This window comes from Companilactobacillus kedongensis, from assembly GCF_003946625.1.
Classification (GTDB): domain Bacteria; phylum Bacillota; class Bacilli; order Lactobacillales; family Lactobacillaceae; genus Companilactobacillus; species Companilactobacillus kedongensis.
Genome location: NZ_RHOR01000002.1, coordinates 32117 through 58804 on the forward strand (window position 1 = coordinate 32117; position 26688 = coordinate 58804).

Genomic DNA, 26688 nt, shown 5'->3' on the forward strand with positions numbered 1-26688 from the left:
AGGATTAATTATTATGAAATTGGGGAAAATAGGGATGTCTGCTTTAGTATTGCTTTCTTTAGCCGCACCAGCTGCTGTCGGTATGGCAACTACAACAACTGTTAATGCCAGTGATCAAGATGTTTTAACTAGTACGTCAGATGATGGAACCGGAATCGTCATGCATATTTATGGTATTGTCCATGTCAGCGATGTTGTTACTCATAAAGCTTTTGTACCAATGGTTTCATTTAATGAAGATGGAACAACTTCACCAGTTACTAACAGAGCTTTGTTAAATGACACTCCTTGGCAATCAGATATTCAAAGAATTGCAAATGATACTAGGTATTTCCGTGTATCGACGAATGAATGGGTATCTTCAGCATATGTGACTAACTACGAGTATATAAGTGGCTAAACATTTAGGGGGGGGAATATTAAAATGAAATTGAGAAAAGTGATTTTATCAGCGTTATTGTTAGTATCATTAGGAGCTCCAGCAGTAATGAGTTCCGCTACAACTGTTAATGCTGACTATGAAGAACCAGGAACAACCGTATATGTATTAGGTGTTATTCATGTGGCCGATATTGTTACTCAAGGAAACTTTGTGCCAATGGTTTCATTCAATGCGGATAATAGTGTCTCTCCTGTTACTAACCGTGCGCTGCAGAATAACACACCTTGGAGATCAGATATGAGAAGAATAGGTGCAGATGGTGAAGAATACTTTCGTGTATCAACGAATGAGTGGGTCAATTGGGAATATGTAGCAAGTAACGAACTCATAAGCGAATAAATCTAAAAACTCTCAACTTGCCTAAAAGCAAATTGAGAGTTTTTTTAAATTATTTTTTAAAACGATTGCGATATTTCAAAGCAACGTTTACCAAACTAAGTAATACTGGAACTTCGACAAGTGGACCGATAACGGCTGTGAAAGCTTCACCGGAACTGATGCCGAAGACACTGACAGCTACGGCAATTGCTAATTCAAAGTTATTACTTGCAGCAGTCAATGATAATGAGGCCGCAATGGGATAACGGGTGCCACGATGATGAGCCATGCCAAACGAAATAAAGAACATGATCAAGAAATACAATAGAAGCGGAATGGCAATTCTAACAACATCAAGTGGTAATTCAACGACCTTTTCACCTTTAACAGAGAACATAACGATGATGGTAAAAATCAATGCCCAGAAAGTTATCCGACTGATTTTGGGAACGTAGACATTCTCGAACCAACTCTTACCTTTGAAATGAATCAACAAATAATGAGAGCTGATCCCGGCAAGAAATGGAATACCAAGATAAATAGCTACACTCTTGGCAATCGATGCCATAGGGACGCTGACAGTGTGTGTCTGCAATCCGAGCCAACCCGGAATAATGGTGATAAATAGGTAGGCGAAGAATGAATAGAAAACAATTTGAAAAATAGCGTTAAAAGCAACTAATCCAGCAGTGTATTCACCATCGGCCTGAGCAAGTTCACTCCAGACAATAACCATGGCAATACATCTGGCCAAACCAATCATGATCAGACCGGTCATATAACTAGGATAATTGTGTAAAAAGATAACCGCTAAAGCAAACATGACGATTGGACCAAGAACCCAATTTTGGAACAGTGAGATTAGAAGTGTTTTCCAATCCTTAAAAACATGTCCCATTTCTTCATATTTAACTTTGGTTAGTGGTGGGTACATCATCAAAATCAATCCAATTGCGATTGGAATTGAAGTTGTACCAACTGACATGCTATTGATAACGTTAGCCGTGTTAGGCCAGAAGAAACCAACAGCAACACCGATGATCATAGCTAAAATGATCCACCAAGTCATATAACGATCAAAAATAGATAGTTTCTGACTAGTTTTCTCCAAAATAAATCCCCCCTAAATTTGTATATATAGATAAATATCTATGTAACCATTTTCATGATAACTTAAATAGATTGTGAAATCAAAAACTATTTGGGGTTGGGGTGGCGCCCACGGTAGTGAGGGTGGCTGGCCTGCCGTGCGAGCGGTGAGAGCCAAGGTCTCTCACCTCGATTTTGAGCTTTGCTTGCGCAAATCTCGAAATCGTCGATTCCGTAACGACAGAAGACCGCCGCCGTAACGGAATTTTCACTGCTGGCCACCACTCTCACTACCGTGGGCTTTATTTGTTTAAGAATTAATATATAGTGGATCAAGTTTTTAAGATTATAGAGCAATATAAAAAGAGAAAACCCAGTAATCGAGTCCCCAGACTAAGGCTGGGGACGGTCGCGTAACAGGTGGAATTACTCAAAGTCTCCAGCGACAGTCAAACAGCCAACAACCACTCAAAACTACTTGTCAGGTTTAACCAACGAGTTGTCATTAGTACCAAACCACTTCTCATTTATTTTTTGCAATTGACCATCATTAGCCAACTTTTGAAAAGCGTTGTCGATCTTTCTCTTCATAGTCTTGTCACCTTTTCTCATACCAACAGCGAAGTCTTCACCATCGAAGCCACCAGTTGTCATTTGATATGAATCAGGATCTTTTTCGTGCTTGATGTAATATCCAGCATAAACACTATCGATCAATAGTCCTTGAATTCTGTTAGCATCAAGGTCCATCAGTGCGTTGTTGAAGGAATCATACATAACAGGTGATTGATTCTTGATGTAATCTTTTAGCATCTTAGGGTGTTCATCTAATAAACTGGCACCAGAAGAACTAGTTTGAACACCTAGGGTTTTATCTTTCATACCAGCAAAACTATTGATGTTTTGTTTTTTCTTTGTGACCAATATTTGGCGATTAGCCATGTAAGGACGTGAGAAGGCTAATTGCTTTTGACGTGCAGGTGTAATGGTATAACCGTTCCAGATGAGATCAATTGTACGATTACGCAATTCAGTTTCTTTCATGTTCCAATCGATCGGTTGAAAGTCAGCCTTGATACCGTATTGTTTAAAAACGGCTTTGGCAAGGTCAATATCATATCCTACTAATTGACCATTCTTTTGACGAAAGCCCATGGGAACAAAGGTATCGTCTAAACCGATAATGACACGGCCACGTTTTTTGATAGTTGACCAAGTGTCAACGGTGTTGGCCTGTTTGGCGACTGACTCGGAACTGGTACTGCTTTGACAACCGCTCAAAATGGTTACGAAGCAAGCCAAGAGGGCGATCATTGCAAATATTTTCTTTTTCATAATTTAATCCCCCTGATAGTTATTTGTTAATAGGTTTAACTTCGAGTAATTGATCGGCAATTTTTTTGGCAAATTCAGGGTCGTGGGTAACGACGATTTGAGTAATACCAGTTTTCTTGAGATCAAGGATCAATTGAGCTACGGCATCACGCAAGCTAGGATCAAGGGCTGATGTAGGTTCATCGTAGCAGAGAATCTTTGGCTGCATTGCAAGAGCACGGGCAATGGCAACACGTTGTTTTTGACCACCAGACAATTCAAAAGGATATTGATCAGCGTGGCTGGATAATTCCAATTGTGCTAGTAAATCTTTAGCTGCTTTTACGGAAGTCTTTTTATCTTTTTTTAGAACCATTTCTGGTGCTAAAGCGACATTTTGAAGAACTGTCAAATGGGGGAAAAGATTGAAATCTTGGAAGACTACACCGACAACACGTTCTTTGGCAGATTCATCGGCAGGATCAAAAGGTGCTCCGTCGAGCATAAATTTACCAGAATCGGCTTTTTCAAGTCCGGCGATACAACGAAGTAAGGTTGTTTTACCAGCACCTGAAGGTCCAACAACACTAAGAATGGCGTTGTCCTTAACTTCAAGATTTAAGTTATTTAAAATAGTTGTTCCTTCAAAACTCTTTGTGATATTTTCTAGCTTTAGCATAAAAATTCCTCCCAAATCCTAACGATAGTAGCTGAAGTGTTTCTCTAAAATACGTAAAACCCAAGTGCAGACGAGTGTTAACAATAGATAGATAACACCGACTAGTAATAATGGAACTAAGGTAACGTCACGCGAACTGGCAATATTTCCGGCACGGAGAAGGTCGCCTAATCCGATTACGTATACTAATGATGAATCCTTAACCAAGTTGATAACTTCATTACCAATTGATGGTAAGACGATTTTCAAAACTTGCGGTACGATAATTTTTCTGATCGTTTGCCAATAATTTAAGCCCAGAACCTTGGCTCCTTCAAATTGACCTTTACTGATAGCTCCAAAACCACCACGGAAAATTTCAGCAAAGTAAGCTGTGTAATTTAATATGAAAGCGAACAATGCGGCATCATATCTTTCAAAAACGATATGGAAGAAAGGCATGTTTGGCAATCCATAAAAGACGAAGATCAATTGTAGTAACAATGGTGTTCCACGCATGACCCAAATGTAAAATGAAACTAACCAGCTGAGTGGTTTAAATCTTGAACTGCGTCCTAGTGATACCAAGACACCTAATGGTAATGAACAAACTAAAGTCCAAAAGAAAACCTTCAGTGTCATTACGGTTCCGCTTAATAGCGAAGGTAATATTTCTAAAATATAGTGCATGTTTTTTCCCCCTGACTGTACAAAAAAAGTCCTCCAGCAAATATGCTAGAGGACGTCGTGACGTGGTTCCACCTCAATTTGTTAATGCTTCACAGCACTAACCTCAGGAAGTTATTGTAACAAAAAAGCCCTCTTAGTCATACGACTAAGAGGGCGATTTAACGCGGTACCACCTCTGGCTTCTTAATATCTCACGATACCAAGCTCACGAAGTTACAATAACTTCAGCGATAACGGCGCTACCGAAATAACCTACTAAGGGTTCAATTATTTAACTTACAGATGTGTTTCGTTACTTACCGGATCGACTCCCACCACCGTCGACTCTCTGGACCAAATAAAGTAATTACTCTTCTGTCATCGTTTTTGTACTGTTTAAATGTTGAAACTATCGTACGTCCTTCTAAATCGAAAGTCAAGAATATTATTATATATTCGATTGACAGTATTATAAATATATACTATATTAATAACTAATCAATATTATACGACGTATAGTATTATAGAAAGAGGAGATTATATGGCAATCCAAGCCTCAACCGAGATTTTGGAGGGAAGTGTCTTAGCTCTGCTCACTAGAGAGGACTACTATGGTTATACGATAACTAAAGAAGTTCAAAAGGTATTTCCAATTTCAGAATCAACTATGTATCCGATCCTGCGCCGCCTAAAGAAAGAAGGCTGGTTAGAAACATATGACCAGGCCTATGAAGGTAGGAATCGTCGATACTATAAAATAACCGAATTAGGAGAATCACAGTTAACTTCTATAAAGAAAGATTGGTCTGACCTAAAAGAAGCTACAGACAAAATTTTGGAGGATAAAGATGGAGAATAAAGCTGTAAATGAATACATTGATGAATTAAAAGTTTATTTACATCCATTAGATGAATCAGAACGAAATGATGTTTTGGAATTCTATCGTGAGTATTTGATTGATGCAAATTTGATTACAACTGACGCAATTGTGAACGAGCTGGGACTTCCCAAGAAATTGGCCAGAAAAGTCTTAGCTGATTATTCAATTAAAATGTCTGAGGATAATTATCAACATGTGGATAATGGACGCATCAGTGATAATGAACGTTTCAAAAAGAATCTGGGTATGATCGGGTTGATCTTACTAGCTTTAATGGCATCGCCAATCGCCATTCCTGCTGCTTTTATTTTAGTTCTAGGCTTAGTTTTATTCTTTGGCTTGGGAATATTCTTTATTCTATTGTTTATGTTCTTATTAGCATTGTCAGTTATTTTAGGGATCGGGGCCATTTTTATTGGTATATCGGTGATCTTTGAATCAATTGCCACTTCGGTCTTTTATATCGGTGCGGGATTATTGATCCTTGGTATCAATTTCTTCATTATTCCGATCGTTATAGCAGTTATTCGTTGGGTCTTTGACCTTGTAGTTATCTTCTTTAGATGGCTAGGTAAAAAATTACTTTATGGACGTAATACACCAATGAAGGGGGAAAATAAATAATGCGTAAGTATTTTGTAACTGGCTTCTACCTATTAGTTTTAGGAGCCATCCTCTGTGTCGGTGGATTTTTGGCTGGCGGCGTGCAAATGGTTGCTTGGAATCATGGATTTAAGATCTCTGAAAAGGTTAATGAAACGAACGATTTGAGTAAATTTTCTAAAGTTAAAGTAAAAGGCAAAAATGTTGAAGTTAGAGTTCAAAAAGGCAATAAGTACTCGATACATATAGTTGGTGATAAATTACAGGCACCAACGTATGAGGTGAAAAAAGACACGCTAGTCGTTACAGGTCATAAGAGAAGAGCGGCTGTCAATTGGGAAGATAGAGGCGAGCAGGTCGTTATAACGGTGCCTAAAAAAGAGAGTCTAAAGAAAATGCACTTTGACTTAGCCGATGGCAATGTCAGATTGAGAAACTTGAAGATCGATAAATTAACCAAATCTGATAAGCATTGGAGCAGTGACGCTACAATTTACCTCGATAATGTGACCGTTACTGAAAAAAATGATAGTAAGTTCTTCCTTGATTATGGTTATATTCAAATCAAGGATTCGACTATTAATAATTTAAATTTTGTAGCTGATGATGACACAATCGTTGATGTTAAAAATTCTACTTTGAATAATTATAAATTCAATATGAGTGACTCGAAATTGAAAGTTGCCAATTCGACGCTAAATGGTGGCTCAATTCATATGGATGATGGACATGTTCATCTTCACTATAATGATATCAAGGGAACAAATGATTATATATTGACTGACGAAAGTACCTTAAAGACCGAATCCGGCAAAATGAATGGAGTTGATCTAAACGCTAAAGTTATTGATTACTTTGGTGAAAGAAAAGATGGAACTTACCAATCTAATCCGGATTCTGAAAATTTATTAAGAGTCAACGCCACTGACGGTACGATCCGCGTTCGCTAAATTAGTGTCGCAAGATAAGTTTTGATATAATGGCGTTATTGTGAGGGATATTAATGAATAACGCTAATTATAGAAAAGTTTCACTTTTAGAAGTTAGAAAACAAGCACGACAAACGTTTCGCAAAGATATCAAAGGGAATATTGCCTTGAATATTTTTCCGATCATCTTGCGTTTTATTGGAATGTATTTCATGGTCAAAATTTATACACAATGGTTTGCCAACTTGGGTATAAATATCAGTAATACGCAACAGGCTACTGAACAGTTGACCAAAATAATGCAAAAGATGTCATCCAGTCCAGAGGCTGCGTCTAAATACGTTTTGACGTTGACGCCTGCCACAAGTCTGGCAATTTATGCATTCACACTCTTTTTCTTGATGATCTGTATTGGAGTTTCATATACGTTGGTTGATTATATGAGAAATCCTGATTCACAGATCAATGCTTTGAAGGGGAGCTTACAAGTATTCAGTTCGCAATACTTCTTCCCAGTAGTAATGTTATTAGTTATTTTAGGATTTTTCGTTGAAGCAGGGTTAGCAATCTATATCATTCCAGGTATCTGGTTTATGTTGATGTTCTCTCAGATTTTCTTAGTCTTCAAAGATAATCTTAATAATACTGGAAAGTGGTCGTTACGTTCTGCGTTTGGCAGTTTTAGCGGTAGTTCTCGATTGATGAGAGGTTATAAGTTTTCACTATTGTTATTAGGTATCGAGTTTTTCTTCTGGGAAATCTTGAATCTTATGACTTCTGAATTGTTGTCGATCTGGTTACATCCTTATGAACAGCTTACATTGGCTGCTTTTTATCAGAAAATAACTGAAAGTAAAGAGTAGTTTTGCTTTGCCGCTGGGGATTTCAAGTAATTCCACCTGTTGTGCGACCGTCTTCGGCCAAGGTCCGAAGACTCGATTCCAAGCTTTGCTTGCGCAAATCTCAGAATCGTCAGTGGAGTAAAACTCCACTTTCACAACTGGTTCCATTACTTGAAATCCCCAGCTAAATTTCTGTGAGTATTCGTATAAAAATAATGCCCCGTAAGTATACGTATTGTATATTTACGGGGTGTTTTGGTATGTAATGTGTTTTTAGTTTTGCACCATATTCAAATGAGTAGCAAATTCCCTTTTTAAGTTCTATTCATTTAAATATAATTCTGGTAAATTATTTAGAAACTGTTTGCGCACTGAATCAGTTGTCAAATTGACCTTGCCAAAATGAATCCAATTGGTATTTTGTGGGTTGATGCCTAAATCAGCAAAAGTTCGATTAATAAGGTTACCTTGAATAGGATTTCCAGATTTATTTATTAAATATTCTTTGGTTATGGTTGAGGTCGTAATAACAGTGGCTTTAGAAATATATGTTAGAAGTCCCTTCCAAGGTTGATCTTCATATGCAAAATGCTTCAGCATGACTTTGTCAAAAAAACCTTTCAATTCTGCGGGAACGTTGTGCCACCAAATTGGAGTAATAAAAATTAATTCATTAGATTTACTTATTTTCTGCTGATATGATTTAACTAATTTATATGGAGTTTCACCACGACCATACATTTTTAATTCTTCTGCCGAGAATCGAGGTTCAAAATTGTCTTTGTATAAATCGATGATTTGATAAGATTGTTCTGTTTCATCGAAGTGTTTAGTTAATGTTGATAAAATTGCATGATTATAACTGCCCGTATAGGGATGTACGTAAATGATAGTTTTCATGAATTATTTCTCCTTTATTAAGTTAATTTATTGTATGGTAGTATGTCGTTAACAACAAGTACGCAAATAAAGGTGCGGTACTTACCTAAAGGAGAGTATAAATGGAAGATATTAATTATATTAAAGAAAATCGCTTAGAAGATACTGGTTTCGCTTATACTTTAAAATTAATAAGTGGTAAGTACAAAATGCAGACATTATATGCAATATCATTAAATCAAGGTCCGTTAAGATATAATGAACTAAAAAGGTTACTTACGCCCATATCATTTAAAAGTTTAGCTAACACACTCCGTGAGTTAGAAGCGGCAAAGTTAATATATCGAAAGGAATATCCTAAAATACCTCCAAAAGTGGAGTATGGTTTGACAAAATTAGGTGAATCCTTGATTCCAGTTTTGGATGCTATTTGTACTTGGGGCGAAAAACAGATGAAATAGTTTTGGTATGTAATATGTTTAGCTTCCGTCAGTGGAGTAGAATTATACTCTCACAACGGATTCCATTATTTAAACTATCTGACTAAGTTGTTTGAAATAATCAAAAAAATAAAATATCCCGTAAGTATACATATCGTATATTGCGGGGTATTTATTTTGGATTGATATAATGCTATCAGAGTTTTTGTATAGTTGTTTGGAATTTATAGTATATTAAAATATCTCTTCTATTCCTAAAGGAGTAAACAAATCAAGCCGAAGATGAATAGGAAAGTCTGCCTGCTGTGGAACCGGCATCAGACCATGGCTGAGGCCGGTTCCACAGCAGGCAGACTTTCCTCTCCACCGTAGGCGGAATACCAACCTATATCTTAATAACCTGTGTCCGAGAGCGTAACTTCAATAAAGGACCATTAAACTTGTCCAATGCTTGTGTCAGTTCCATACCGGTCAACTTGTCACCGAACTGAACCACATCATATAAAGCATTTGACTTTTTCAGCATAAAATTGGCTTTTTCAAATTTATGATCCAGATAAAACTGATGATATTGTGACTGCTTTTCTTTTAATGGACCTACCATCAGACAAATATGTTTCTTGTGAAACGTCCTAGTCAGTTGTTCTAGAGCTTTACCACCAAATCCTTGTCCTTGAAATTTTTGGTCGATAGCTAAGTAGCGGACTAGAGCCGTGTCCTTATTTCTGATCACATAGGTGAAGCCGATCCATTGTGATTCATTGTATATGCTGAACAATCTGACAAATTCTTTTTTTGATCTGGATTTAAAAAGCCAGAGAGGAATGCGTTCATTTTGAGAAAAGTTTTCCTTATAAACACGTTCAATTTGTTTCATATCAGCATTTGCTTTATTTTCATCTAAAATTAACATGATCTATCTCCAATAAAAGTTTCTCTTACTTCTAGTATAACTGACAAGTTATATTTTTCACGTTTTTGTTTTCTCAATATGAAAGCGGTAACATATATTTGAAATTTAAAACTACTTGGAGGCAAGGGGAATGGCAAAGTATCAGGATCGTTTGGATTCAATCAAGAAGAACTATGGAACTTTGACTAAAGCATCTGGTGAAGTCGGCAAGGACTTCTTAGCTATGCACGCCGCTGCTTTGGAAGATGGTGCGATTTCACATAAAAACAAGGAATTGATGTGTCTATGTGTGGCCATTTCGATTCGTTGTGAAGGCTGTATTTTAGATCATTTGAACAACGCTATTGAAGCAGGCGCAACAAGAGAAGAAATTGTTGAAGCTGTCAATACTGCAATTCTTATGAGCGGTGGTCCAGCCTATGTTTATGGTGGAACAGCACTTGAAGCTATGGACGAACTTCTTAAATAGACTCCAAATAAATAAGCAAAGGGAACGAGGAAGCTCTTGAAACTTATTTAAAGTAATTTTAAAACAAAAACGCATCCATTCATTTGCTATCGTCGGCAGATGAATAGATGTGTTTTTTGTTTACTTTCTTTCTTCAACGAAAATATAATCAATTGCTTTGGCTCCAATAGTCAACATGGTACCATCGTCTTTTTCAACGACTAAAGAGCCGTCAAATTTTTCATGTTTGATAATTCTGATCGTATCGTCAATTTCTAGACTTAAACTACCAAAATATTGTAGAAAGTCATAATTATCAGAGATACGAACGATTTGGACGTGGACGCCATCTTTGACCATACTCAATAATTTGTCGTCAGCATCGGTTTCTCCTTGACCATTACCGGGGATAATTCCACCGTGTGGACAACGTTGAGGATGGCCTAGAAAATCATTTAGTTGCGTCATTAAGTCATCATCAGATGAATGTTCCAAAGCATCAGCGTGATTATGGACGTTATCGACTGGATATTTTAGGCAATCATGTAAAAATACTTCCCACAAACGGTGAGTTTTGACCAATTTTTCTGAGACTTTATTTCCCTTGGGAGTCAAAGTGATCTTATTATAAGGTGAATGTGTCAAATAACCCTCGCTAGCTAACGAATTAAGCATTTCTGTAACCGAAGGTGCAGAGACATTCATAATTTCTGAGATACGCTTGTTGGTAATTTTTGTAAAATCAAAATTCAACTCGTAAATAGTTTTAAGATAATTCTCTTTGTTAGGTGACAATTTTTTTACCTTTCGTGTGAACTAAATTCTATATTAGTTAATTAATTATAACGCAGATTGAAATTTTTGGCCGATCAATAATGTTAAAATAATTGATATAGGAAGGGGGAGGATCAATGAACGTGCCAAAACGTAAAATTGATTGGTTTGGACTCGTATTTGGAGTTTTATCATTGTATGTTGGCTATTTAGTGACGTGGTATCCATTGAATAGTCTTTCGGCAATCGCTTTTATTATAGGTTTATTAGCTATTTTGAGAGGTGATTATCGGCTTTGGTTTGGTTCACAAATGGGGCGTTTTTTAGGCTCAAATAATGGTTGGACTGTTCTCTCGGCGATTGCCAATATTATTATTGGTATTATTTTTATTGTCCATATTAACGTGGGCGTAGCGATAACGGTATACATGTTTGCTATTTGGTTCTTGTTGGATGCAATTTTCCAATTGCTTACCGCTAGATTCTATCATTTCTTCGGAAAAAAATATTATTGGATAATTGTTATCGTAGGTGCATTGAACCTAATATTTGCCATAGTTTTATTATTTAATCCGGTTTTATCAGGAGGAGTTATTGTCTTTATGTTGGCATTTTTCTTCTTTACCACTGGTATTGCTGAAATTATTGAGGCATTTTAGTAAAAAGTATTTTGCAAAAATACCTTATCTGATAAAATAAAGGGTGAATAACGCCGTCTTAGCTCAGATAGGTAGAGCATCACCATGGTAAGGTGGGGGTCGTCGGTTCAAATCCGATAGACGGCTTTTATCTCGTTTGAATTTTCGCCGAGGGGACGGAGTAATTCCACCTGTTGTGCGACCGGCGCGAACCGAGGTTTCTCGCCTCGATTTTGAGCTTTGCATGCGCAAATCTCAGAATCGTCAGTGGAGTAAAACTCCACTTTCACGACTGGTTCCATTACTCCGTCCCCTCGGCTAGTTTTATGTTTATGATATTAATATTCCTTAGCGTTACACGTTGATCAATGTGTATGCTGAGGATTTTTTTATTTGGAGTTTTGTTGGAGAGCTGAAGTAATTTCGCCTGTTGTGCGACCGGCGCGAACCGAGGTTTCTTGCCTCGATTTTGAGCTTTGTATGCGTAAATCTCAGAATCGTCAGTGGAGTAAAACTCCACTTTCACAACTGGCGAAATTACTTCATCTCTCCAGCTATTTTATCTTTATTAAATTAAATACTCCTCAGCCTTTTACATTTAAGATGATGTATGGACTAAGGAGTATTTTTTAATTTTAAATTATTATATCGATCGAGCCGAAGGAAGTGGGAAAATTGGTCAGCGGTAAAAGTTGCGTTAGTACGGTGGTTTTCCGTGCTTACGCAACAGACGATTACGAGATTTGCGTAGCAAAGCTCATAATCGAGTTCTCAGATCTTGGCTGAGAACGGTCTAACCGCAGACCAACTTTCTCAACGACCGCAGGCGGCAGTACAAAGCCATTATCCCAATGTTCCACCAATCAAATAAGTTATCAACATAGTTAAACTACCGGTAATAACATTCCGAATAATAAACTTTAAGGAATTGTTGTGACCTAATTTAGAACTGATATAGCCAGTTCCCATCAATGCTAAGATCATAGCAAACATGGTTCCGACTATTTTATAAGGATCAGGGATAAGTGTTATCGATATCAGTGGCAAAACTGCTCCACAGATAAAGGAAAAGAAAGAACAGATTGCAGCGTGCCAAGGATTGAAGTAGTGATGCAATTCAATGTTGTACTTGCTGCGCAAGGTTGTTTCTAGTCCATGTGATTTCATTAGTTCTTTAGAACATTGTGAAGCTAGTTCTGGAGAAAGTCCTTCATTGATATATTTTTGCGTCAAACGATCGGTTTCTTCCTCACGATGTTCATTTAAAGTTGTCTCTTGTAATCTGGTCATTGTTTTTTGGGTATCACGTTGAGTACTAACTGAAACGTATTCTCCACCAGCCATGGAAAAGGCACCGGCAAACATACCTGACAATCCGGCAATGAGTAAGGCCATCTGTCCTTGATTCGCTCCAGCAACACCGAGAACGATACCGGCAACTGAAATAATGCCATCATTTGCTCCCAGAACTCCGGCTCGAATAATATTCAATTTTTCCGATAACCGATAATTACTGGTTAGTTTTTGCATTTTTACTGTGCCCAAGGATATTCCATTTTTCATACGCCAATCTCCTTAACAACTATTAATTACCTACATTATAGGGTCTTTAGTAGCGTTTTCAAATAGTATTGGAATAATTACTATATAAAGTAGTTTAATTATTTTGTATTCCATTCACCAATATCAAAAATTAATTGACTTAAATGCTGGTTTGACAGTCATTGTTTCTAGCGTGATAATTTATTCGATTATTAAATTTTATAAGTATTTTTTTGTCTAGGGGGGCAAATTCAATGACTAAAAAAGGAAGTAAATGGGCACTATCGTGTGTGGCGACTAGTGCGGCCGTTCTTTCATTTATTGCAGTTTCAAATAATACCTATGCCGACGTTAATTCAGCACAGCCAGCTGCAGATGTAACTACGACGAATACTAATACTGATCAAAATGATGTAAACAGTAATACAAATAATCAAAATCAACCAACGCAACCACAACCACAACCACAACCACAATCTCAAACGCAACAATCACAAGTACAGCCAGTACAACCTGTTAATAACCAGAATGTTCAATTGAGAAATTCCAATAGAATGTACATCCAGTCTATTGCACAGGCGCCAACTAATGTTGGATCAACAATACCTGCACCAGCAACACAAGCGACTCAAACACCAGTAACGTATGCATCTAATGATGCTGTTCAAGACGGTGGAAATGTTGAAGATGATCATCCAGCTGTTAATAATCTGTTAGACTATGCGGCTTATTTCCATATTTTTGCTAACGAAGCAACTTTGAATGCTCATACTAACGGTAATGTTGCTGTTGGGACTTTGACCGGCAATGTTAACTTTGGTACTAATATCAAAGAAGAACTTTTGGATAAAGATATCTCATATATTCAAAATATTAACAAAATTGCTAATAGTTCATTTGTTTCTGGGGGAAATACTAGAACGAACAAAGTGGTCTTTGGTGACAATGTTGATGTTGACGTTTCTAACGCTACCCGTACTAAAGTCGATGGAACGGATATTGATCATCTAAGTGATGCAGAAACATATGAAGATAAGAATGGTAATACTTACATTGACTTTGCTAAGATATTTGCCAATTTGGATATAAAGTCAGAGCATTACGCTTTGATGGATCCTAACGTGGAAGTTAAGGCTTCTGATTTTCCTGACCAAAATAAGCGTGTGATAAATTTAGGAGAAGTAAAACCTAACGATCAAAATCAAATTGTTATTAATTTGTCTAGAGATGTCTTGGAAGCAAATACTCCTTTGACAATTTATGGCTTATCACATGATGAAACCGGTACGACAGTCATTATCAATGTGGATACTGAAGGTGAAAGCAATTTCAATATTAATTCACAGATAAAAGTTATTTACAATAATAAAGATAATCGTCCTGATCCAAGCAATAATTCAGATGAGGAACGTCCTAATCAAGAGACCGAATACTTTGGCGATAATCATTTGTTATGGAATTTTTATGATAGTGAAGCTAGCAACAAAATCTATGGTGGAACAATCAATGTTGAACGCCCATTCCAAGGCAGTATTTTAGCTCCAGAAGCAACAATCAATGCTAATCAAAATCTTGATGGTAACATCGTCGCCGATAAAGTTAATGTAAATGCTGAAACTCACAGATGGGATCTTCAAGATTCTTCTAAAGAAGGGACTTTTATTCCACCAATGACATTGCCTGGTATAGGAAATCCGGAGTTACCTGGTTTTGGTGTTGACCCAGTTGATCCCGAAAAGCCAACCGATCCTGATGATAACGGCGGTGGCGATAACGGTGGTAATACCACTGACCCAGAGAAGCCAACTGATCCTGATGATAACGGCGGTGGCGATAATGGTGGTAATACCACTGACCCAGAGAAACCAACCGAACCTGACGATAATGGCGGTAATACTACTGATCCAGATAAACCTGAGCCAACCGATCCAGAAGAACCAACTGATCCCGAGACCCCAACTGACCCAGATAATAACAAGGGTGACGAAGATAATAACGAAAATGAAGAAACAGATGAAGATGGTAATGAAGAAAGCGAAGAAGCTACTGATGAAGATTCAGACGGCTTACTTCCAGGCGGTTCACTTACTAACGGTTCATCCGAAAATAACCATAATTTGATAACTGGTGAAACTAATGCAGCTACTTCAAATTCAAATAATAACTCAAATTCCAATAAGACAACTGGTACTACATTCCCACAAACAGGAATGAAGTCAACTGGTTTGATCAGTATTCTAGGAGTTGCTTTGGCAGCAATTGTTGGAATGTTTGGATATAAGAGACGTAAACGTAATTAAGCTAGGAAAAGTTGATAATTAAATTTATCAACTTTTTTTGTTAAATCTTAAGCTCTAACTGACAGACAATCGGCATGTGATATAATTACTAGGAAAATTCATTGATTGGAAGATATATTATGCGCGTAGGAGAATCTCAAAGTACCGACTTTACCAGATATTTGATCTGGATCGTGTTTGCGGTCGGAACGCTTGCCTTAAAGAATATTGTTGCAACTGAAAAAGGGCTGAACAATACTCTGGCTGCTGTTTTTTTTATTGTTGGATTGTTTTTAACTTTTTTGATGGTACGGAGATATCTGCGAGAGAGAAACTCATTTGTCGATAATCCCGATGGATTCGTGGAATCGCTGACTGCCAATATCGGATTTGTTGCTTTAATGGTTATTTTGGTCTGTGCAATGAGATTAGCAGTTAGTTATTTACAGGTTACTGGTAAATTGCCACAGTTCGTTAATGACGATATTGCGAGTTCTGATCAGAAAGTATTCCTATTCAATTTAGTTGCTAATGTGCTGATCATTACTGTTCAGCAACAGATGGTCCAAACAGGATTCTTTTTTAATTATTTCTTTAGGAAGAGTACATCTGGGAATGCCATTACTGGTGTAATCCTCAGTGGTGTGATTGCCGGAGCAATTACTTTGCCGGGATCGGTGATTCAATTCTTCATGAATATGGCATTAGGTTGGTGTATGGCTTTGACTTATCTATACACCAAGGATGAAAAAATGGCTATGTTAGTTGCTATTATCAGTGCCGTTGTTGGAACAATTTTAATTTAAGGCTTACTATACTAAAAGTTTACATTCACCTGTTAGTCTGTATTCAAAAGCTAATGAGGTGATAGGATGATTATCAGATCAATCGTTTCAAGTTATAATATGACATTATTACCTGAGTACCTTGTTGGTATGATTCAACAAAAAAGGCCACCTTTATCTTTATAAAGAATGGTCAAATCAAAAATAACTCCTGAGAATTTTTCTCAGGAGTTATTTTTTTAATGTTTATTTTTAAAAATAAAGAATTTTGATAGAACGTAATTACCGATAATTGCCAAAAGCTGACCAACGATTTTTGAACCAGTACCATTGGCACTAAGAAGAGAAATCCCAATCCAAAGTGTGGCTGATTCAATCAAGAAAGTTAAAATTCTAGTTCCATAAAAAGCTAACATTTCTCTAAAGGCGGTGTTTGATTTGTGACGGAAAACGATAACTCGATCAACCCAGAAACCAGCTTGAACACCTAAGAACCAAGCAATAATATTAGCAAATTGATAATTAAGATGTACTACACGATAGAAAATGAAGAATGCACCAAAGTTTACAACAACTGAAAGTAATCCCCAAAGTAGATAGCGAACGGCTTGCTTACCGGTACTTTCTTCAATAACTGGTGTTTCTTCGGAATTAAAAACGGTTCCGGCATCGTTAAGACCCTCGGAAATATCGTCAATAACTTTTGTTAGTGAACTTTCTTCAAGGTCTGTTTTTTTATTCATGATATTCATCTCTCCCAAATTTAAAGCCTATACATTTATATTAAACCTTTTTATTGAGTCTAGAATAAAATTTATTTATCTGAAGCAGATTAATTGGTTACTTTTGCTTTTCCCAATAATGGAGATAAGTCTTTTTCAGCACATAATGTCAAACTATGCATGGCTCTTGTACAAATTGTGTAGAGAGTATCGCGGCTTCTAGTATCAGGGTAGTTTTCACTAGAGATATTGTGACCAATAACGGCATCGAATTCTAGTCCCTTAGCTAGATAAATCGGTAAGACAAGGATTCCTTTAGGGATAGAGCGGAAGTCGGCAGTTACTAGTGTGATCAAGGATTCGTCACTGAAGTGAGTATAGACTTGTTCAGCCTGAGCCTGATTTCTGGTTAGGATAGCTACTGTCCCGTATTTTTTGTTGAGCTCACGAGCAGCTTTTTTCATACCTTCATAGTAACTAGTTTCATCATTAAAAACTTTAACAACTGGATCTTCTCCTTTTCTGGAGAATGATTTGACCTCGTCACCATTAGGCAAAAGGTTTTTGGCAAAGTTAGTTATTTCAGCGGTTGAACGGTAACTTTGATTCAAGGTTATCGTTGTCACTTTCTTATCTTTAAATAATTCATGAATACCAGTTATCAAATCTTTATTACGATACGAACTTGTCAAAATATCCTGTGCTTTATCACCTAAAAGAGTCAACTTAGCATTAGGGAATGACTTAGAAATATATTTGAGCTGAGCCATGGTGTAGTCTTGGATCTCATCGATAAAGATATGTTGAATATTACGATTAATGCCGCTTTCAGTGATGAAATTACGTAGATAAAGAATTGCTACGGCATCACTTAATCCCAGCTTATGAGCTTCAACACTGTGGTCAATTGCTTCAACCATAGTATTCCAGATACTATCTGAAACTAAATCTTGTTTTAGGTTATTTAGTATGAAGACGTATTCTTTATAAGGATCAAAGAAATAGTTGTTGATCAAAGCGTTATAGATCGGAGCATAACGGTCACGTAAAAATTCTTCAGCAATGATCGAACGTTGATTAGTTGATTCCTCAATATTATTGTCAGTGATGATTTGCTGGAAATCTTCATCTGAAAGATTATCAATTTCAGCCTGAACCCAATCTTCGTCACGATCTTCATGGATTCTCTCTTTTAAACGTTTGATCAAAGTATTTTTAGTTTTTAGAAAACGGTCGGGAATACTGTAAGCCTTGTTTTTAGAGTTATAAATATCAGCAATTTCTTCCTTAGTAAAGAAGGGCTTTCCTTCAAAAATGACATCTTCAAAATATAAAGTGTGATCTTTATTAGACTGTTCGATCTGTTCCAGCTTATCTAGAAATTCAGAGCTTTCCTTGAATAAGCGGATCTTAATAGTAGTTTCAGGAAGATTATGTTCATCTTTTTCGTAGCGTTCGAACATTGTTTCCACTTGAATACCAGTTAGGCGTAAGGCAATAAATTCATTGAGAGTGACTTGACGCATATTACGTTCACCTAGACTTGGCAGAACTTCAGAAATATAACTACTAAATAGTCTGTTTGGTGAGAATAAGATGATTTTATCAGCGTCTAGAGTTGAACGACTGTGATACAGCAGATAGGCGACACGTTGCAAGATAGCGGATGTTTTACCACTTCCGGCAACACCTTGAACCAATAGAACATCGGATTTAGTATCGCGAATGATAGTATTTTGTTCACGCTGGATCGTTGCCACGATGTTTTGAAGATATTCGTCGTTATATTCACTAAGGACGGATTGTAGGATCTCATCGCCGACTGTTTCATTAGTATCGAACATGTTTCTGATTTCATTGTGTGCAATTTGAAATTGACGTTTTTTTTGAAGGTCAACTTGCGCTGTTCCAGTTGGAGTAGGGTAGCTGACGTTTCCGAGTGTACCGTTGTAATAAATTCCGGATACTGGTGCACGCCAATCGTAAATTAGAAAGTCTCCATCGTCATCTTGTAAAGTTGAAGTACCGATGTAGAGTGTATCTTTCTCTCCATCTTCGACGATATCAATTCTTCCAAAGTATGGCGAACCTTGTAGGTTTTCTAGTTTTAACTTATTTGATTCGAGAATGTTTTCATTCTCAACTGCTAGAGAAACTAACTGTTTCTGTTGTTGAACAGAAGCGTTGGTTTCCATTTGGTCATCGACTTCAAGGGTATTGACCTTAGTATTCTCGCCATAGTTACGCTCGATCTTACTAGTTTCTGTGTGAGCCTTAGCTAGACTTTCGGTGGCACGTTCAATTTTGTTGTCGATTTTATCAGCAATTTGATAAACTCGTTGTTGTTCTTCTTCTTTTGTTTCATTAACTGTCATTAACGTCCCTCACATTGACAATTTGTCTGTTTTTCACTATGCTATAAGCAATTAGAGTATAGTAAAGCATAAGCATTTTTAAGTACTATTTCAAGTAAGTTGAATCAGAGAATGACTTCTAGGCTGCAAAAGTCATCGACCTTGAATTAGGAAATGGAATGGGTGGTCACCTTACAGCCTTAGAGTGGTAGAGATAATTCTACAAAACAGGTGGCACCACGTGTAAGCGTCCTATTGGTAATTTCAATAGAGCGCTTTTTTTATGCTAATTTTAGGAGGAAATTATGAAAACAAATACAATTCTAACTGGGGATCGTCCCACAGGAAAACTTCACATTGGACACTATTTAGGTTCATTGAAGAACCGTGTTAAGTTACAAAATGAAGGTAAATATAATATGTTTATCATGATTGCCGATATGCAGGCTTTCACTGATAATGCTAGAAACCCCGAAAAAGTTCGTAACAGTTTGATTCAAGTTGCACTTGACTATTTGTCAGTTGGAATTGATCCTGCTAAGACAAATATTTTAGTACAATCACAAATCTCAGCCTTGAATGAATTAACAATGTATTATTTGGATCTTGTTTCAGTTTCACGTTTGGAAAGAAACCCAACTGTTAAATCAGAGATTCAACAAAAGAACTTTGGACAAAGCATTCCTGCTGGTTTCTTAACATATCCTGTTAGCCAAGCCGCTGATATCACGGCTTTCAAAGCTGATACTGTGCCAGTTGGTGACGATCAAGAGCCAATGTTGGAACAAACTAGAGAAATCGTTCGTACTTTCAATAGTACATATAAGAAAGATGTCCTTGTTGAACCAGAAGGTGTCTTCCCACCTAAGGGTCAAGGTAGATTACCTGGTATCGATGGTAATGCCAAAATGAGTAAATCATTAGGCAACTGTATCTATCTTTCAGATTCTGCTGACGATGTAACCAAGAAAGTTATGTCAATGTATACTGATCCAGAACATATCCACGTTGAAGATCCTGGTAAGATCGAAGGCAACACAGTCTTTACATACCTAGACGCATTTGCAACTGATCAAGCTAAAGTAGCCGAATTGAAGGAACAATATCAAGCCGGTGGTTTGGGTGATGTTAAAGTTAAACGTTATCTAAATGATGTTTTGCAAGAAATGCTAGAGCCAATTCGTCAACGTCGTGCCGAATACGAAAAGGATTTACCAGGCGTTTATGATATCCTTAAAAAGGGTAGTGAAAGAGCTAACGAAGTGGCTAACCAAACCCTTTCAGAAGTTAGAAGTGCTATCGGAGTCGATTATTTTAAATAAAAAAAATCTATTAAAAAACATCCTTATTCAAATTGAGTAATAGGGATGTTTTTTAAAAGATTTATATTCAATTTGAGGAGAAAAAATGAAGCCTACAATTAATGACGTTGCTTTTGAAGCAGGAGTATCAAAGAGTACCGTTTCGCAATTTTTGAATAAACGTTATCAATACATGAGCACTACCACGCGTCAAAAAATTGCTGAAGCAATTGAAAAGTTAGAATACCACCCTAACCAAATTGCTAAGAGTCTGAAACAAAAAAACACTAATGTAGTCGCCTTTATTTGTGCCAATTTATCATCCAGATTTTCACTAGAATTACTTGCTACTATCGAAAACTATTTTCAAAAAGTAGGATATTCAGTCATCATTGCCAAAACGGATGATGATCCTAAAAAAGAACGAGAGTTGATTGAATCCTTTATTGCTCGTCAAATCGACGGGATAATTGTTTTCCCAACATATGAAAATAAAGAGTTCTATGAAACTCTTCATAAGCAAAAGATTCCAATAGTGTTTGTCGATCGTTTACTAAAGGGTGTTGATATACCTAGTGTTTTGCTAGATAACAAAGCGGCTGGATATGAAGCAACTAAGATTATGCTGGATAAAGAACATAAAAAAATTGCCATATTGACTTTCCCATTGGGTGACGATATTACGACTCGTGTTGAACGTTTGGAAGGGTACAATCAGGCTCTTAAAGAGGACGATATTACTGAAAACTCAGAATATATTATCAACTGTCAACGTGAAGAAGTCAGTGAAAAGCTGACCGAGTTAATGAACCTTGGCAATCCGCCAACAGCATTAGTCATCACTAATGACATTCTATTAGAGACTGTTTTGATGTGGGTCAAAGAACATAATATATCTGTTCCTAATGAGCTATCATTGGTTGGAATTGATAACGTTAGTTTTGCTCGTTTATTTGATCCGGAGATCACCACATTGGCTCAACCAATTACAGATATTGGCGAAAAGGCTTCAGAATTATTACTAGAAATTATTAAAAATAAATTTGATCCTAAGAGTGAGCTAAGGGTTACTAGATACCGTCCAGAGATACATTTACGTTCCTCAGTTAAAGAAAATGATTAGAAAATAAAAAAAGAAAACGCTTGCAAAGATATTCACAAGTGTTATATTAAATTCAGATAAACCGATTTAGTGAATTTTTGTTAATAACCTAAATTCATGTGATCGAGTGAGGCTGAATTTTTTTTGGAGATTTACTAAACCGGTTTATTTAGAAATGGATTTCTTTGCGCAGAGAGACCATAAATAAGTCTTAATGGGGGTATTCTGATGGATATTTTTATTGAAATCATTAAAAAGCCGGCTATAATCATCGCCTTAGTTACGTTGATCGGTTTGATTGCAATGAAGAATAAACCTTCAAAAGTTATTACGGGAACCATTATCTCTTTTGTAGGTTTTTCAATGATCAAAATGGGTAGCGGTATTTTAGCCACTGTATTGACTGCATTTAGTAAACTATTTAACAGTGCATTCAATGTCGAAGGTATTGTGCCTAGTAACGAGGCCATGATGGCCATGACAATGAAGGACTTGGGAAGTATTGCCTCGTTGATCTTGGTCGTTGGTTTGGTAACAAATATTTTGGTAGCAAGATTCACCCGTTTTAAAGCTGTTTATTTATCTCTACACTTGGCATTATTCAGTTCTTTCGCCATTGCCGCTGTTTTTGAAATGATTGGTTTAAGTAATATCTTGGCAATTGTTTTTGGTGGTATTGGGTTAGGATTCTACATGGCAATTTCTCCAAGTTTATTGGGGCATTATACAAAGGACGTTGTGGATTCAGAGGAATACACGATTGCTCATTCTGGAACATTGGCTTACTTATTAGGTTCATTTGTTGCCAAGAGATTTGGTAATAAAGAACACGATGCAGAAAAAGTTAAGATGAATGATAAAGTTATGTTCCTGAAAGATCCAATCGTTGCCACAACATTGACAATGTTCATTTTATTCATTGTTACTTGTATCTTTGCGCAACAAGCTGTTTTAAGTAAAGTTACTCTTGGTGAGAACTCATTTATTTTCTCACTTGAGAACGCCGCAACTTTTGCTGCTGGTCTTTACATTGTTAAGGCCGGTATCAAGATGTTTATCGACGAGATCGTACCTGCATTTAAAGGATTTGCTAAGATCTTTGCTCCTGGTTCAATTCCTGGTGTTGATGTTTTGGTCTTATTCGATAAGGCACCAAACACTGCTTTGATCGGGTTCTTAGTTTCGTTCCTAGTAGGTGTAGTTATGATCGTTATCTTGCCACTAGTTGGAATGCCAGTAATCGTACCTGGCTTGATGGCTTGTTTCATTACTGGTGGTGCTTCAGCAATCTTGGGTAATGCTGAAGGTGGTATCAGATGTGCTGTTATAGCTAGTGCAATTGATGGTTTATTACTTGCCATTATGCCAGCCGTATCATTAGCACTATTTAGTACACTAGGTGTTCACGGAACAACTTTTGCCGATCCCGATATGATTGGTTTGGCAGGGTTATTCTGGTTAATATTCCGTTGGTTTTAATTGATTCATAGAGATTTCTAAAATAGAAGGGAAGAATGGATTATGTTTTTTTATGATAAAGATATTAAATTAGGTAGAGTAGACGACAACACATTGAGAAAGGTACTTTCATATGGCGAAGGCCTAATGAATACTTTGGTAGTATTTGAAAAGGGATTAGCACCTGATTCAGTTATTCCTTATCACAAACACGTACATGTACAAACTACATATGTATTGAAGGGTTCATTCAAATTTTCGATCAAATACCCTGATCACACAGATACACAAGAAGTTCATGTTGGAGATACAATTTATTTCCCAAGTAATTTGGAACATGGATGCATTCCATTAGAGGATGACTCCAGACTTATCGATTCATTTACACCAATTCGTGAGGACTTTTTATAGGATTGGTTTAAAAAATTAAAAACGTTTTCTTATAATATGCTGTATTTAACTCTTGATTTTATCAAGAGTTGGGTATAGCATATTTTTTGTTGCTATTTTACAACTTTTATTTTTTATTTTAGTGAGGAAAAGTATGGATGATTATAATTTAATCGGTTTTGCGGTTCGATTTATTATGCAAAAGAAGCGAATTATTCGACGGTATCTAAAGGATACCGATTTGAATTTGGTTGACTGTATGGTAATGATGATCACTAATCGACATCCTAATTGCAATCAAGAAAAGATTGGGGAAATCACATTGTTTGATGGTGCCATAATTGCTCGTTCTCTAAAGAAGCTTGAGCAAATGGAATTCGTTATTCGACAGGTTGACCCTAATAATCGTCGTAAGAAAATTGTTCAGATCACTTCAGCGGGTGAAGAATTTGTTAAAAGACTTCGAGCTGACTTTAAAGATGCCAATAATGAAATTTATTCAAATTTGACTGGTGAAGAGCTAGATCAATTGGAGAAAATTTTGACTAAAGTCTATGCAAATTTCGATAACATTAAAATACCCAATAAGTAATTTAGAGCAATATTATAGGAAGAAGGAAATGCATTATGGGTTCAAGTAATGAACACTTGGATATAAATGGAAAGCCATTTAACCGTAATCTATTGGTTTTGGTTCTTTTGGTCGGTACATTCTGTACAGTTTTAAACGGTACAATTTTAACTACAGCTTTTCCAACTTTGATGAAGGAATTTAACGTAACTACTTCAGCTGTTCAATGGTTAACAACTGGATTTTTGATGGTTAACGGTATTATGATTCCTGTCACTGCTTGGTTAAGTAATAACTTTAGTACAAAAATGCTTTATATTATTGCTATGTCAACATTCTTAATTGGAACAATTATGTGTTTTACTGCTCCAAATTTTGGAACTATTCTAGCTGGTCGACTGATTCAGGCTGTTGGTGTTGGTATTACAATGCCACTTATGCAAGTTGTTATGCTGTCAATTTTCCCAGCTAACCAACGTGGTACTGCCATGGGACTTGGTGGCTTAGTTATCGGACTTGCTCCAGCCATTGGACCTACTTTGTCAGGTTGGATCATTGATAACTTTACATGGAGAGATCTTTTCGGAATGATCATTCCTATTGTTGTTATTGTTCTTATTTTAGCTTTTATTTTTATGCGTCCAGTTATTCAAACAAAACGTACAAAACTAGATATATTGTCACTTATTTTATCAACCTTAGGATTTGGTTCGGTTCTTTATGGATTCAGTTCTGTTGGTGATGATGGTTGGGGTTCACCAATTGTTCTTTCAACTATTATCGGTGGTATCATTGTTATTCTATTGTTCGGTTATCGTCAATTGAAGATGGATACACCATTCTTGGAGTTACGTGTCTTTAAGGTTAAGAAATTCTCCATTGCTGCTGCCTTGTCATCAGTAACTAACATGGCCATGATCGGTGTTGAAATGATCTTGCCATTGTATCTTCAAATCGTTAAGGGTATGAGTGCTTTTCATTCTGGATTAACATTACTACCTGGTGCACTTTTGATTGGTGTCATGAGTCCGATCACTGGTCGTGCTTTTGATAGATTCGGTCCTAAAGACTTGGCCCGTATAGGTATGTTCTTATTAACAGCCGGAACTATTCCTTTCTTATTCCTAACAAAGACAACACCGGTACTTGATATTGTTGTCTTATATATGATCCGTATGTTTGGTATTTCAATGGTCATGATGCCTGTTACGACAGACGGTATGAACTCTCTACCATTTGACTTGATGAGTCATGGTACAGCTGTTAATAACACTGTTCGTCAGGTATTCAGTTCAATGGGTACAGCTATTTTGGTCAGTGTCTTGACTAATGTTACAAACAACACTAAACCAGGACATTCATTACTAGTAAAGGCTCCATTACAATATAAGAATGATTTCTTTAATGCCACTCTAGGTGGTTATCACGCTGCCTTTATGGTTGCCATTTTATTCTGTTTGGTTGCCTTTGGTATTACATTTATGGTTAATAACAGTTCTAAATCAAAAGAACTTAATATAAACAATATTGATGAAGTGGCAGGTGATAAGTAATGATAATTGTTTCAATAATTATTTGTGCAGCTTTAGCTTATTATTTTGCAGTCTTTCTTCAAAATAAAAAAGTTGGTTATGGTTTATCATTTACCTTTATTGCATTATTTTTGATTAGTATTGTTTTATTGGTACTTAATGAAAATAATCATTTCGGTATGGAAAAAGTTACTTCATCAAGCACTGAACAGATTCAAACTGTTAATAAAGGTTCTAAATTATTACTTTATAAGAAACTTGGAACACAAGGTAAGGAAGATGTGTATGTTTATCGCACACCTGAAACTGCCAAGGATAAAAAGCCTCAAACAACCAAAGTTGATTTACATGTTACTAATAAGGTAAAAGTAGGAAACTACGATGCCGCAACTTTAACTAAGAAAACAACTCGTTGGGAATATAAAAATGACTTCTACTCATTCTTGTTTGGAATTTCAGATAATAACAAGGAATTCATCAAGCAGACAAATACCTTTAAGGTTGGTAAGGATTGGTTAGTTTTAACAACTGATCAGGCTAAAGAATTGAGTAAAAAGGCACAAAGCAAATCATTTAAGACTCAGATGAAGACAGAAGGGGCAACTTATGTTAAGGCCGCAATGATGAAGGCTATGCAGGAGAACCCAACTATGACTTCAGCTCAACAAAAGAAAGTTCAAGAGCAAGCTACTAAAGCCTTTAAAGCTCAAGCTATGGAAAAATTAGTTGAGGAGATCACTGAAAAATAATTAACGTTTTCCTGAATTATATATAATAGAAGAAACACGAAAAAAGCAGTTATTCGCCGAGATTAC

Annotated in this window: 28 protein-coding genes, 1 tRNA gene and 1 other annotated feature; of the genes, 19 read left to right on the forward strand and 10 right to left on the reverse strand. The window is 36.5% G+C overall.

What is annotated here, in order from left to right; all coding sequences use genetic code 11:
* Window positions 1-34 precede the first annotated feature (34 nt).
* Together EKM60_RS01930 and EKM60_RS01935 are read left to right on the forward strand one after the other, a co-directional pair.
* On the forward strand, window positions 35-400 hold the full coding sequence (locus EKM60_RS01930; RefSeq protein ID WP_164508293.1) for a hypothetical protein: 366 nt from the start codon (window positions 35-37) through the stop codon (window positions 398-400).
* A 24-nt stretch (window positions 401-424) separates the two neighbouring features.
* Window positions 425-781 (forward strand): hypothetical protein, encoded by a 357-nt coding sequence (locus tag EKM60_RS01935; RefSeq protein WP_125711931.1) that lies wholly within the window; start codon window positions 425-427, stop codon window positions 779-781.
* A gap of 49 nt (window positions 782-830) precedes the next feature.
* On the opposite strand, the gene arsB is transcribed toward EKM60_RS01935, so the two are convergent.
* The 4 genes from arsB to EKM60_RS01955 all read right to left on the reverse strand — a co-directional run bounded on the left by arsB (window position 831) and on the right by EKM60_RS01955 (window position 4511).
* Window positions 831-1871, reverse strand: coding sequence for an ACR3 family arsenite efflux transporter (gene arsB / locus EKM60_RS01940; RefSeq protein WP_125711933.1), 1041 nt, complete (start codon window positions 1869-1871; stop codon window positions 831-833).
* A gap of 452 nt (window positions 1872-2323) precedes the next feature.
* On the reverse strand, window positions 2324-3184 hold the full coding sequence (locus EKM60_RS01945; RefSeq protein ID WP_125711935.1) for an amino acid ABC transporter substrate-binding protein: 861 nt from the start codon (window positions 3182-3184) through the stop codon (window positions 2324-2326).
* Window positions 3185-3203: 19 nt separating this feature from the next.
* Window positions 3204-3842, reverse strand: coding sequence for an amino acid ABC transporter ATP-binding protein (locus EKM60_RS01950; protein WP_125711937.1), 639 nt, complete (start codon window positions 3840-3842; stop codon window positions 3204-3206).
* Between the two features lie 18 nt (window positions 3843-3860).
* The gene (locus EKM60_RS01955) at window positions 3861-4511 is read right to left on the reverse strand and encodes an amino acid ABC transporter permease (RefSeq protein WP_125711939.1); all 651 of its coding nucleotides are present in this window, start codon (window positions 4509-4511) and stop codon (window positions 3861-3863) included.
* A gap of 146 nt (window positions 4512-4657) precedes the next feature.
* Window positions 4658-4881, reverse strand: a binding site (T-box leader).
* A gap of 150 nt (window positions 4882-5031) precedes the next feature.
* Between EKM60_RS01955 and EKM60_RS01960 the strand changes: the two genes are divergently transcribed.
* From EKM60_RS01960 to EKM60_RS01975, 4 genes are read left to right on the forward strand one after another with little or no spacing between them, the layout of a single operon-like run.
* On the forward strand, window positions 5032-5349 hold the full coding sequence (locus tag EKM60_RS01960; RefSeq protein WP_125711941.1) for a PadR family transcriptional regulator: 318 nt from the start codon (window positions 5032-5034) through the stop codon (window positions 5347-5349).
* Window positions 5339-5995, forward strand: a complete 657-nt coding sequence (locus EKM60_RS01965; protein ID WP_125711943.1) for a DUF1700 domain-containing protein — start codon at window positions 5339-5341, stop codon at window positions 5993-5995. The genes EKM60_RS01960 and EKM60_RS01965 overlap by 11 nt, the downstream gene beginning before the upstream one ends.
* A complete protein-coding gene (locus EKM60_RS01970) occupies window positions 5995-6924 on the forward strand; it encodes a DUF4097 family beta strand repeat-containing protein (protein WP_125711945.1) in 930 nt (309 codons plus the stop codon). The genes EKM60_RS01965 and EKM60_RS01970 overlap by 1 nt, the downstream gene beginning before the upstream one ends.
* 53 nt (window positions 6925-6977) lie before the next feature.
* Window positions 6978-7766 carry a DUF975 family protein gene (locus EKM60_RS01975; protein ID WP_125711947.1) on the forward strand — a complete coding sequence of 263 codons (789 nt, stop codon included), beginning with the start codon at window positions 6978-6980 and terminating at the stop codon, window positions 7764-7766.
* Window positions 7767-8066: 300 nt separating this feature from the next.
* Here EKM60_RS01975 and EKM60_RS01980 read toward each other — a convergent pair whose 3' ends face one another.
* Window positions 8067-8645 (reverse strand): NAD(P)H-dependent oxidoreductase, encoded by a 579-nt coding sequence (locus EKM60_RS01980; protein ID WP_125711949.1) that lies wholly within the window; start codon window positions 8643-8645, stop codon window positions 8067-8069.
* 101 nt (window positions 8646-8746) lie between these two features.
* Between EKM60_RS01980 and EKM60_RS01985 the strand changes: the two genes are divergently transcribed.
* Window positions 8747-9085, forward strand: a complete 339-nt coding sequence (locus EKM60_RS01985; protein ID WP_125711951.1) for a winged helix-turn-helix transcriptional regulator — start codon at window positions 8747-8749, stop codon at window positions 9083-9085.
* 364 nt (window positions 9086-9449) lie between these two features.
* On the opposite strand, the gene EKM60_RS01990 is transcribed toward EKM60_RS01985, so the two are convergent.
* Window positions 9450-9977 (reverse strand): GNAT family N-acetyltransferase, encoded by a 528-nt coding sequence (locus EKM60_RS01990; protein WP_125711953.1) that lies wholly within the window; start codon window positions 9975-9977, stop codon window positions 9450-9452.
* Between the two features lie 130 nt (window positions 9978-10107).
* Here EKM60_RS01990 and EKM60_RS01995 point away from each other — a divergent pair, with 130 nt between their 5' ends.
* The gene (locus tag EKM60_RS01995) at window positions 10108-10446 is read left to right on the forward strand and encodes a carboxymuconolactone decarboxylase family protein (protein WP_125711955.1); all 339 of its coding nucleotides are present in this window, start codon (window positions 10108-10110) and stop codon (window positions 10444-10446) included.
* A gap of 120 nt (window positions 10447-10566) precedes the next feature.
* Here the strand turns inward: EKM60_RS01995 and EKM60_RS02000 are convergent, their stop codons facing one another.
* Window positions 10567-11220, reverse strand: a complete 654-nt coding sequence (locus tag EKM60_RS02000) for a metal-dependent transcriptional regulator (RefSeq protein WP_125711957.1) — start codon at window positions 11218-11220, stop codon at window positions 10567-10569.
* A 116-nt stretch (window positions 11221-11336) separates the two neighbouring features.
* Between EKM60_RS02000 and EKM60_RS02005 the strand changes: the two genes are divergently transcribed.
* Together EKM60_RS02005 and EKM60_RS02010 are read left to right on the forward strand one after the other, a co-directional pair.
* On the forward strand, window positions 11337-11858 hold the full coding sequence (locus EKM60_RS02005) for an HdeD family acid-resistance protein (RefSeq protein ID WP_125711959.1): 522 nt from the start codon (window positions 11337-11339) through the stop codon (window positions 11856-11858).
* A gap of 52 nt (window positions 11859-11910) precedes the next feature.
* Window positions 11911-11984: transfer RNA gene (locus EKM60_RS02010), tRNA-Thr, on the forward strand.
* Between the two features lie 696 nt (window positions 11985-12680).
* On the opposite strand, the gene EKM60_RS02015 is transcribed toward EKM60_RS02010, so the two are convergent.
* On the reverse strand, window positions 12681-13400 hold the full coding sequence (locus tag EKM60_RS02015) for a VIT1/CCC1 transporter family protein (RefSeq protein WP_225426981.1): 720 nt from the start codon (window positions 13398-13400) through the stop codon (window positions 12681-12683).
* A gap of 233 nt (window positions 13401-13633) precedes the next feature.
* On the opposite strand from EKM60_RS02015, the gene EKM60_RS02020 reads away from it, so the two are divergent.
* A complete protein-coding gene (locus EKM60_RS02020) occupies window positions 13634-15679 on the forward strand; it encodes a collagen-binding domain-containing protein (RefSeq protein WP_125711961.1) in 2046 nt (681 codons plus the stop codon).
* 119 nt (window positions 15680-15798) lie between these two features.
* On the forward strand, window positions 15799-16464 hold the full coding sequence (locus EKM60_RS02025) for a CPBP family glutamic-type intramembrane protease (RefSeq protein WP_125711963.1): 666 nt from the start codon (window positions 15799-15801) through the stop codon (window positions 16462-16464).
* 218 nt (window positions 16465-16682) lie between these two features.
* Here the strand turns inward: EKM60_RS02025 and EKM60_RS02030 are convergent, their stop codons facing one another.
* Entirely contained in the window at window positions 16683-17186 is a 504-nt protein-coding gene (locus EKM60_RS02030; protein WP_125711965.1) for a GtrA family protein, read from the reverse strand.
* Window positions 17187-17275: 89 nt separating this feature from the next.
* Window positions 17276-19540, reverse strand: a complete 2265-nt coding sequence (gene helD / locus EKM60_RS02035) for an RNA polymerase recycling motor HelD (protein WP_125711967.1) — start codon at window positions 19538-19540, stop codon at window positions 17276-17278.
* A gap of 284 nt (window positions 19541-19824) precedes the next feature.
* Between helD and trpS the strand changes: the two genes are divergently transcribed.
* The 7 genes from trpS (at window position 19825) to EKM60_RS02070 (ending at window position 26622) form a co-directional block, all read left to right on the forward strand.
* A complete protein-coding gene (trpS, locus tag EKM60_RS02040; RefSeq protein WP_125711969.1) occupies window positions 19825-20841 on the forward strand; it encodes a tryptophan--tRNA ligase in 1017 nt (338 codons plus the stop codon).
* Between the two features lie 85 nt (window positions 20842-20926).
* Window positions 20927-21943 (forward strand): LacI family DNA-binding transcriptional regulator, encoded by a 1017-nt coding sequence (locus tag EKM60_RS02045; protein ID WP_125711971.1) that lies wholly within the window; start codon window positions 20927-20929, stop codon window positions 21941-21943.
* A gap of 207 nt (window positions 21944-22150) precedes the next feature.
* On the forward strand, window positions 22151-23401 hold the full coding sequence (locus EKM60_RS02050) for a PTS ascorbate transporter subunit IIC (RefSeq protein ID WP_125711973.1): 1251 nt from the start codon (window positions 22151-22153) through the stop codon (window positions 23399-23401).
* A gap of 42 nt (window positions 23402-23443) precedes the next feature.
* Window positions 23444-23791, forward strand: a complete 348-nt coding sequence (locus EKM60_RS02055; protein WP_125711975.1) for a cupin domain-containing protein — start codon at window positions 23444-23446, stop codon at window positions 23789-23791.
* 133 nt (window positions 23792-23924) lie between these two features.
* Complete coding sequence (locus EKM60_RS02060; protein ID WP_125711977.1) at window positions 23925-24362, forward strand: MarR family winged helix-turn-helix transcriptional regulator; 438 nt, start codon at window positions 23925-23927, stop codon at window positions 24360-24362.
* 35 nt (window positions 24363-24397) lie between these two features.
* The gene (locus EKM60_RS02065) at window positions 24398-25894 is read left to right on the forward strand and encodes an MDR family MFS transporter (RefSeq protein ID WP_125711979.1); all 1497 of its coding nucleotides are present in this window, start codon (window positions 24398-24400) and stop codon (window positions 25892-25894) included.
* Window positions 25894-26622, forward strand: a complete 729-nt coding sequence (locus EKM60_RS02070) for a DUF4811 domain-containing protein (protein ID WP_125711981.1) — start codon at window positions 25894-25896, stop codon at window positions 26620-26622. The genes EKM60_RS02065 and EKM60_RS02070 overlap by 1 nt, the downstream gene beginning before the upstream one ends.
* The last annotated feature ends 66 nt before the right edge of the window (window positions 26623-26688 follow it).

What these genes read in the sequence shown, in the direction of transcription:
- EKM60_RS02015 (WP_225426981.1), bottom strand. Translation starts at nt 13,400, where the DNA reads ATGAAAAATGGAATATCCTTGGGCACAGTAAAAATGCAAAAACTAACC.
- EKM60_RS01945 (WP_125711935.1), bottom strand. Translation starts at nt 3,184, where the DNA reads ATGAAAAAGAAAATATTTGCAATGATCGCCCTCTTGGCTTGCTTCGTA.
- EKM60_RS02020 (WP_125711961.1), top strand. Translation starts at nt 13,634, where the DNA reads ATGACTAAAAAAGGAAGTAAATGGGCACTATCGTGTGTGGCGACTAGT.
- trpS (WP_125711969.1), top strand. Translation starts at nt 19,825, where the DNA reads ATGAAAACAAATACAATTCTAACTGGGGATCGTCCCACAGGAAAACTT.
- EKM60_RS02045 (WP_125711971.1), top strand. Translation starts at nt 20,927, where the DNA reads ATGAAGCCTACAATTAATGACGTTGCTTTTGAAGCAGGAGTATCAAAG.
- EKM60_RS01960 (WP_125711941.1), top strand. Translation starts at nt 5,032, where the DNA reads ATGGCAATCCAAGCCTCAACCGAGATTTTGGAGGGAAGTGTCTTAGCT.
- EKM60_RS02030 (WP_125711965.1), bottom strand. Translation starts at nt 17,186, where the DNA reads ATGAATAAAAAAACAGACCTTGAAGAAAGTTCACTAACAAAAGTTATT.
- EKM60_RS02005 (WP_125711959.1), top strand. Translation starts at nt 11,337, where the DNA reads ATGAACGTGCCAAAACGTAAAATTGATTGGTTTGGACTCGTATTTGGA.
- EKM60_RS02065 (WP_125711979.1), top strand. Translation starts at nt 24,398, where the DNA reads ATGGGTTCAAGTAATGAACACTTGGATATAAATGGAAAGCCATTTAAC.
- EKM60_RS02055 (WP_125711975.1), top strand. Translation starts at nt 23,444, where the DNA reads ATGTTTTTTTATGATAAAGATATTAAATTAGGTAGAGTAGACGACAAC.
- EKM60_RS02070 (WP_125711981.1), top strand. Translation starts at nt 25,894, where the DNA reads ATGATAATTGTTTCAATAATTATTTGTGCAGCTTTAGCTTATTATTTT.
- EKM60_RS01965 (WP_125711943.1), top strand. Translation starts at nt 5,339, where the DNA reads ATGGAGAATAAAGCTGTAAATGAATACATTGATGAATTAAAAGTTTAT.
- EKM60_RS01970 (WP_125711945.1), top strand. Translation starts at nt 5,995, where the DNA reads ATGCGTAAGTATTTTGTAACTGGCTTCTACCTATTAGTTTTAGGAGCC.
- EKM60_RS01990 (WP_125711953.1), bottom strand. Translation starts at nt 9,977, where the DNA reads ATGTTAATTTTAGATGAAAATAAAGCAAATGCTGATATGAAACAAATT.
- EKM60_RS01985 (WP_125711951.1), top strand. Translation starts at nt 8,747, where the DNA reads ATGGAAGATATTAATTATATTAAAGAAAATCGCTTAGAAGATACTGGT.
- EKM60_RS01950 (WP_125711937.1), bottom strand. Translation starts at nt 3,842, where the DNA reads ATGCTAAAGCTAGAAAATATCACAAAGAGTTTTGAAGGAACAACTATT.
- EKM60_RS01930 (WP_164508293.1), top strand. Translation starts at nt 35, where the DNA reads ATGTCTGCTTTAGTATTGCTTTCTTTAGCCGCACCAGCTGCTGTCGGT.
- EKM60_RS02050 (WP_125711973.1), top strand. Translation starts at nt 22,151, where the DNA reads ATGGATATTTTTATTGAAATCATTAAAAAGCCGGCTATAATCATCGCC.
- helD (WP_125711967.1), bottom strand. Translation starts at nt 19,540, where the DNA reads ATGACAGTTAATGAAACAAAAGAAGAAGAACAACAACGAGTTTATCAA.
- EKM60_RS02025 (WP_125711963.1), top strand. Translation starts at nt 15,799, where the DNA reads ATGCGCGTAGGAGAATCTCAAAGTACCGACTTTACCAGATATTTGATC.
- EKM60_RS02060 (WP_125711977.1), top strand. Translation starts at nt 23,925, where the DNA reads ATGGATGATTATAATTTAATCGGTTTTGCGGTTCGATTTATTATGCAA.
- EKM60_RS01955 (WP_125711939.1), bottom strand. Translation starts at nt 4,511, where the DNA reads ATGCACTATATTTTAGAAATATTACCTTCGCTATTAAGCGGAACCGTA.
- EKM60_RS01980 (WP_125711949.1), bottom strand. Translation starts at nt 8,645, where the DNA reads ATGAAAACTATCATTTACGTACATCCCTATACGGGCAGTTATAATCAT.
- EKM60_RS01935 (WP_125711931.1), top strand. Translation starts at nt 425, where the DNA reads ATGAAATTGAGAAAAGTGATTTTATCAGCGTTATTGTTAGTATCATTA.
- EKM60_RS01975 (WP_125711947.1), top strand. Translation starts at nt 6,978, where the DNA reads ATGAATAACGCTAATTATAGAAAAGTTTCACTTTTAGAAGTTAGAAAA.
- EKM60_RS01995 (WP_125711955.1), top strand. Translation starts at nt 10,108, where the DNA reads ATGGCAAAGTATCAGGATCGTTTGGATTCAATCAAGAAGAACTATGGA.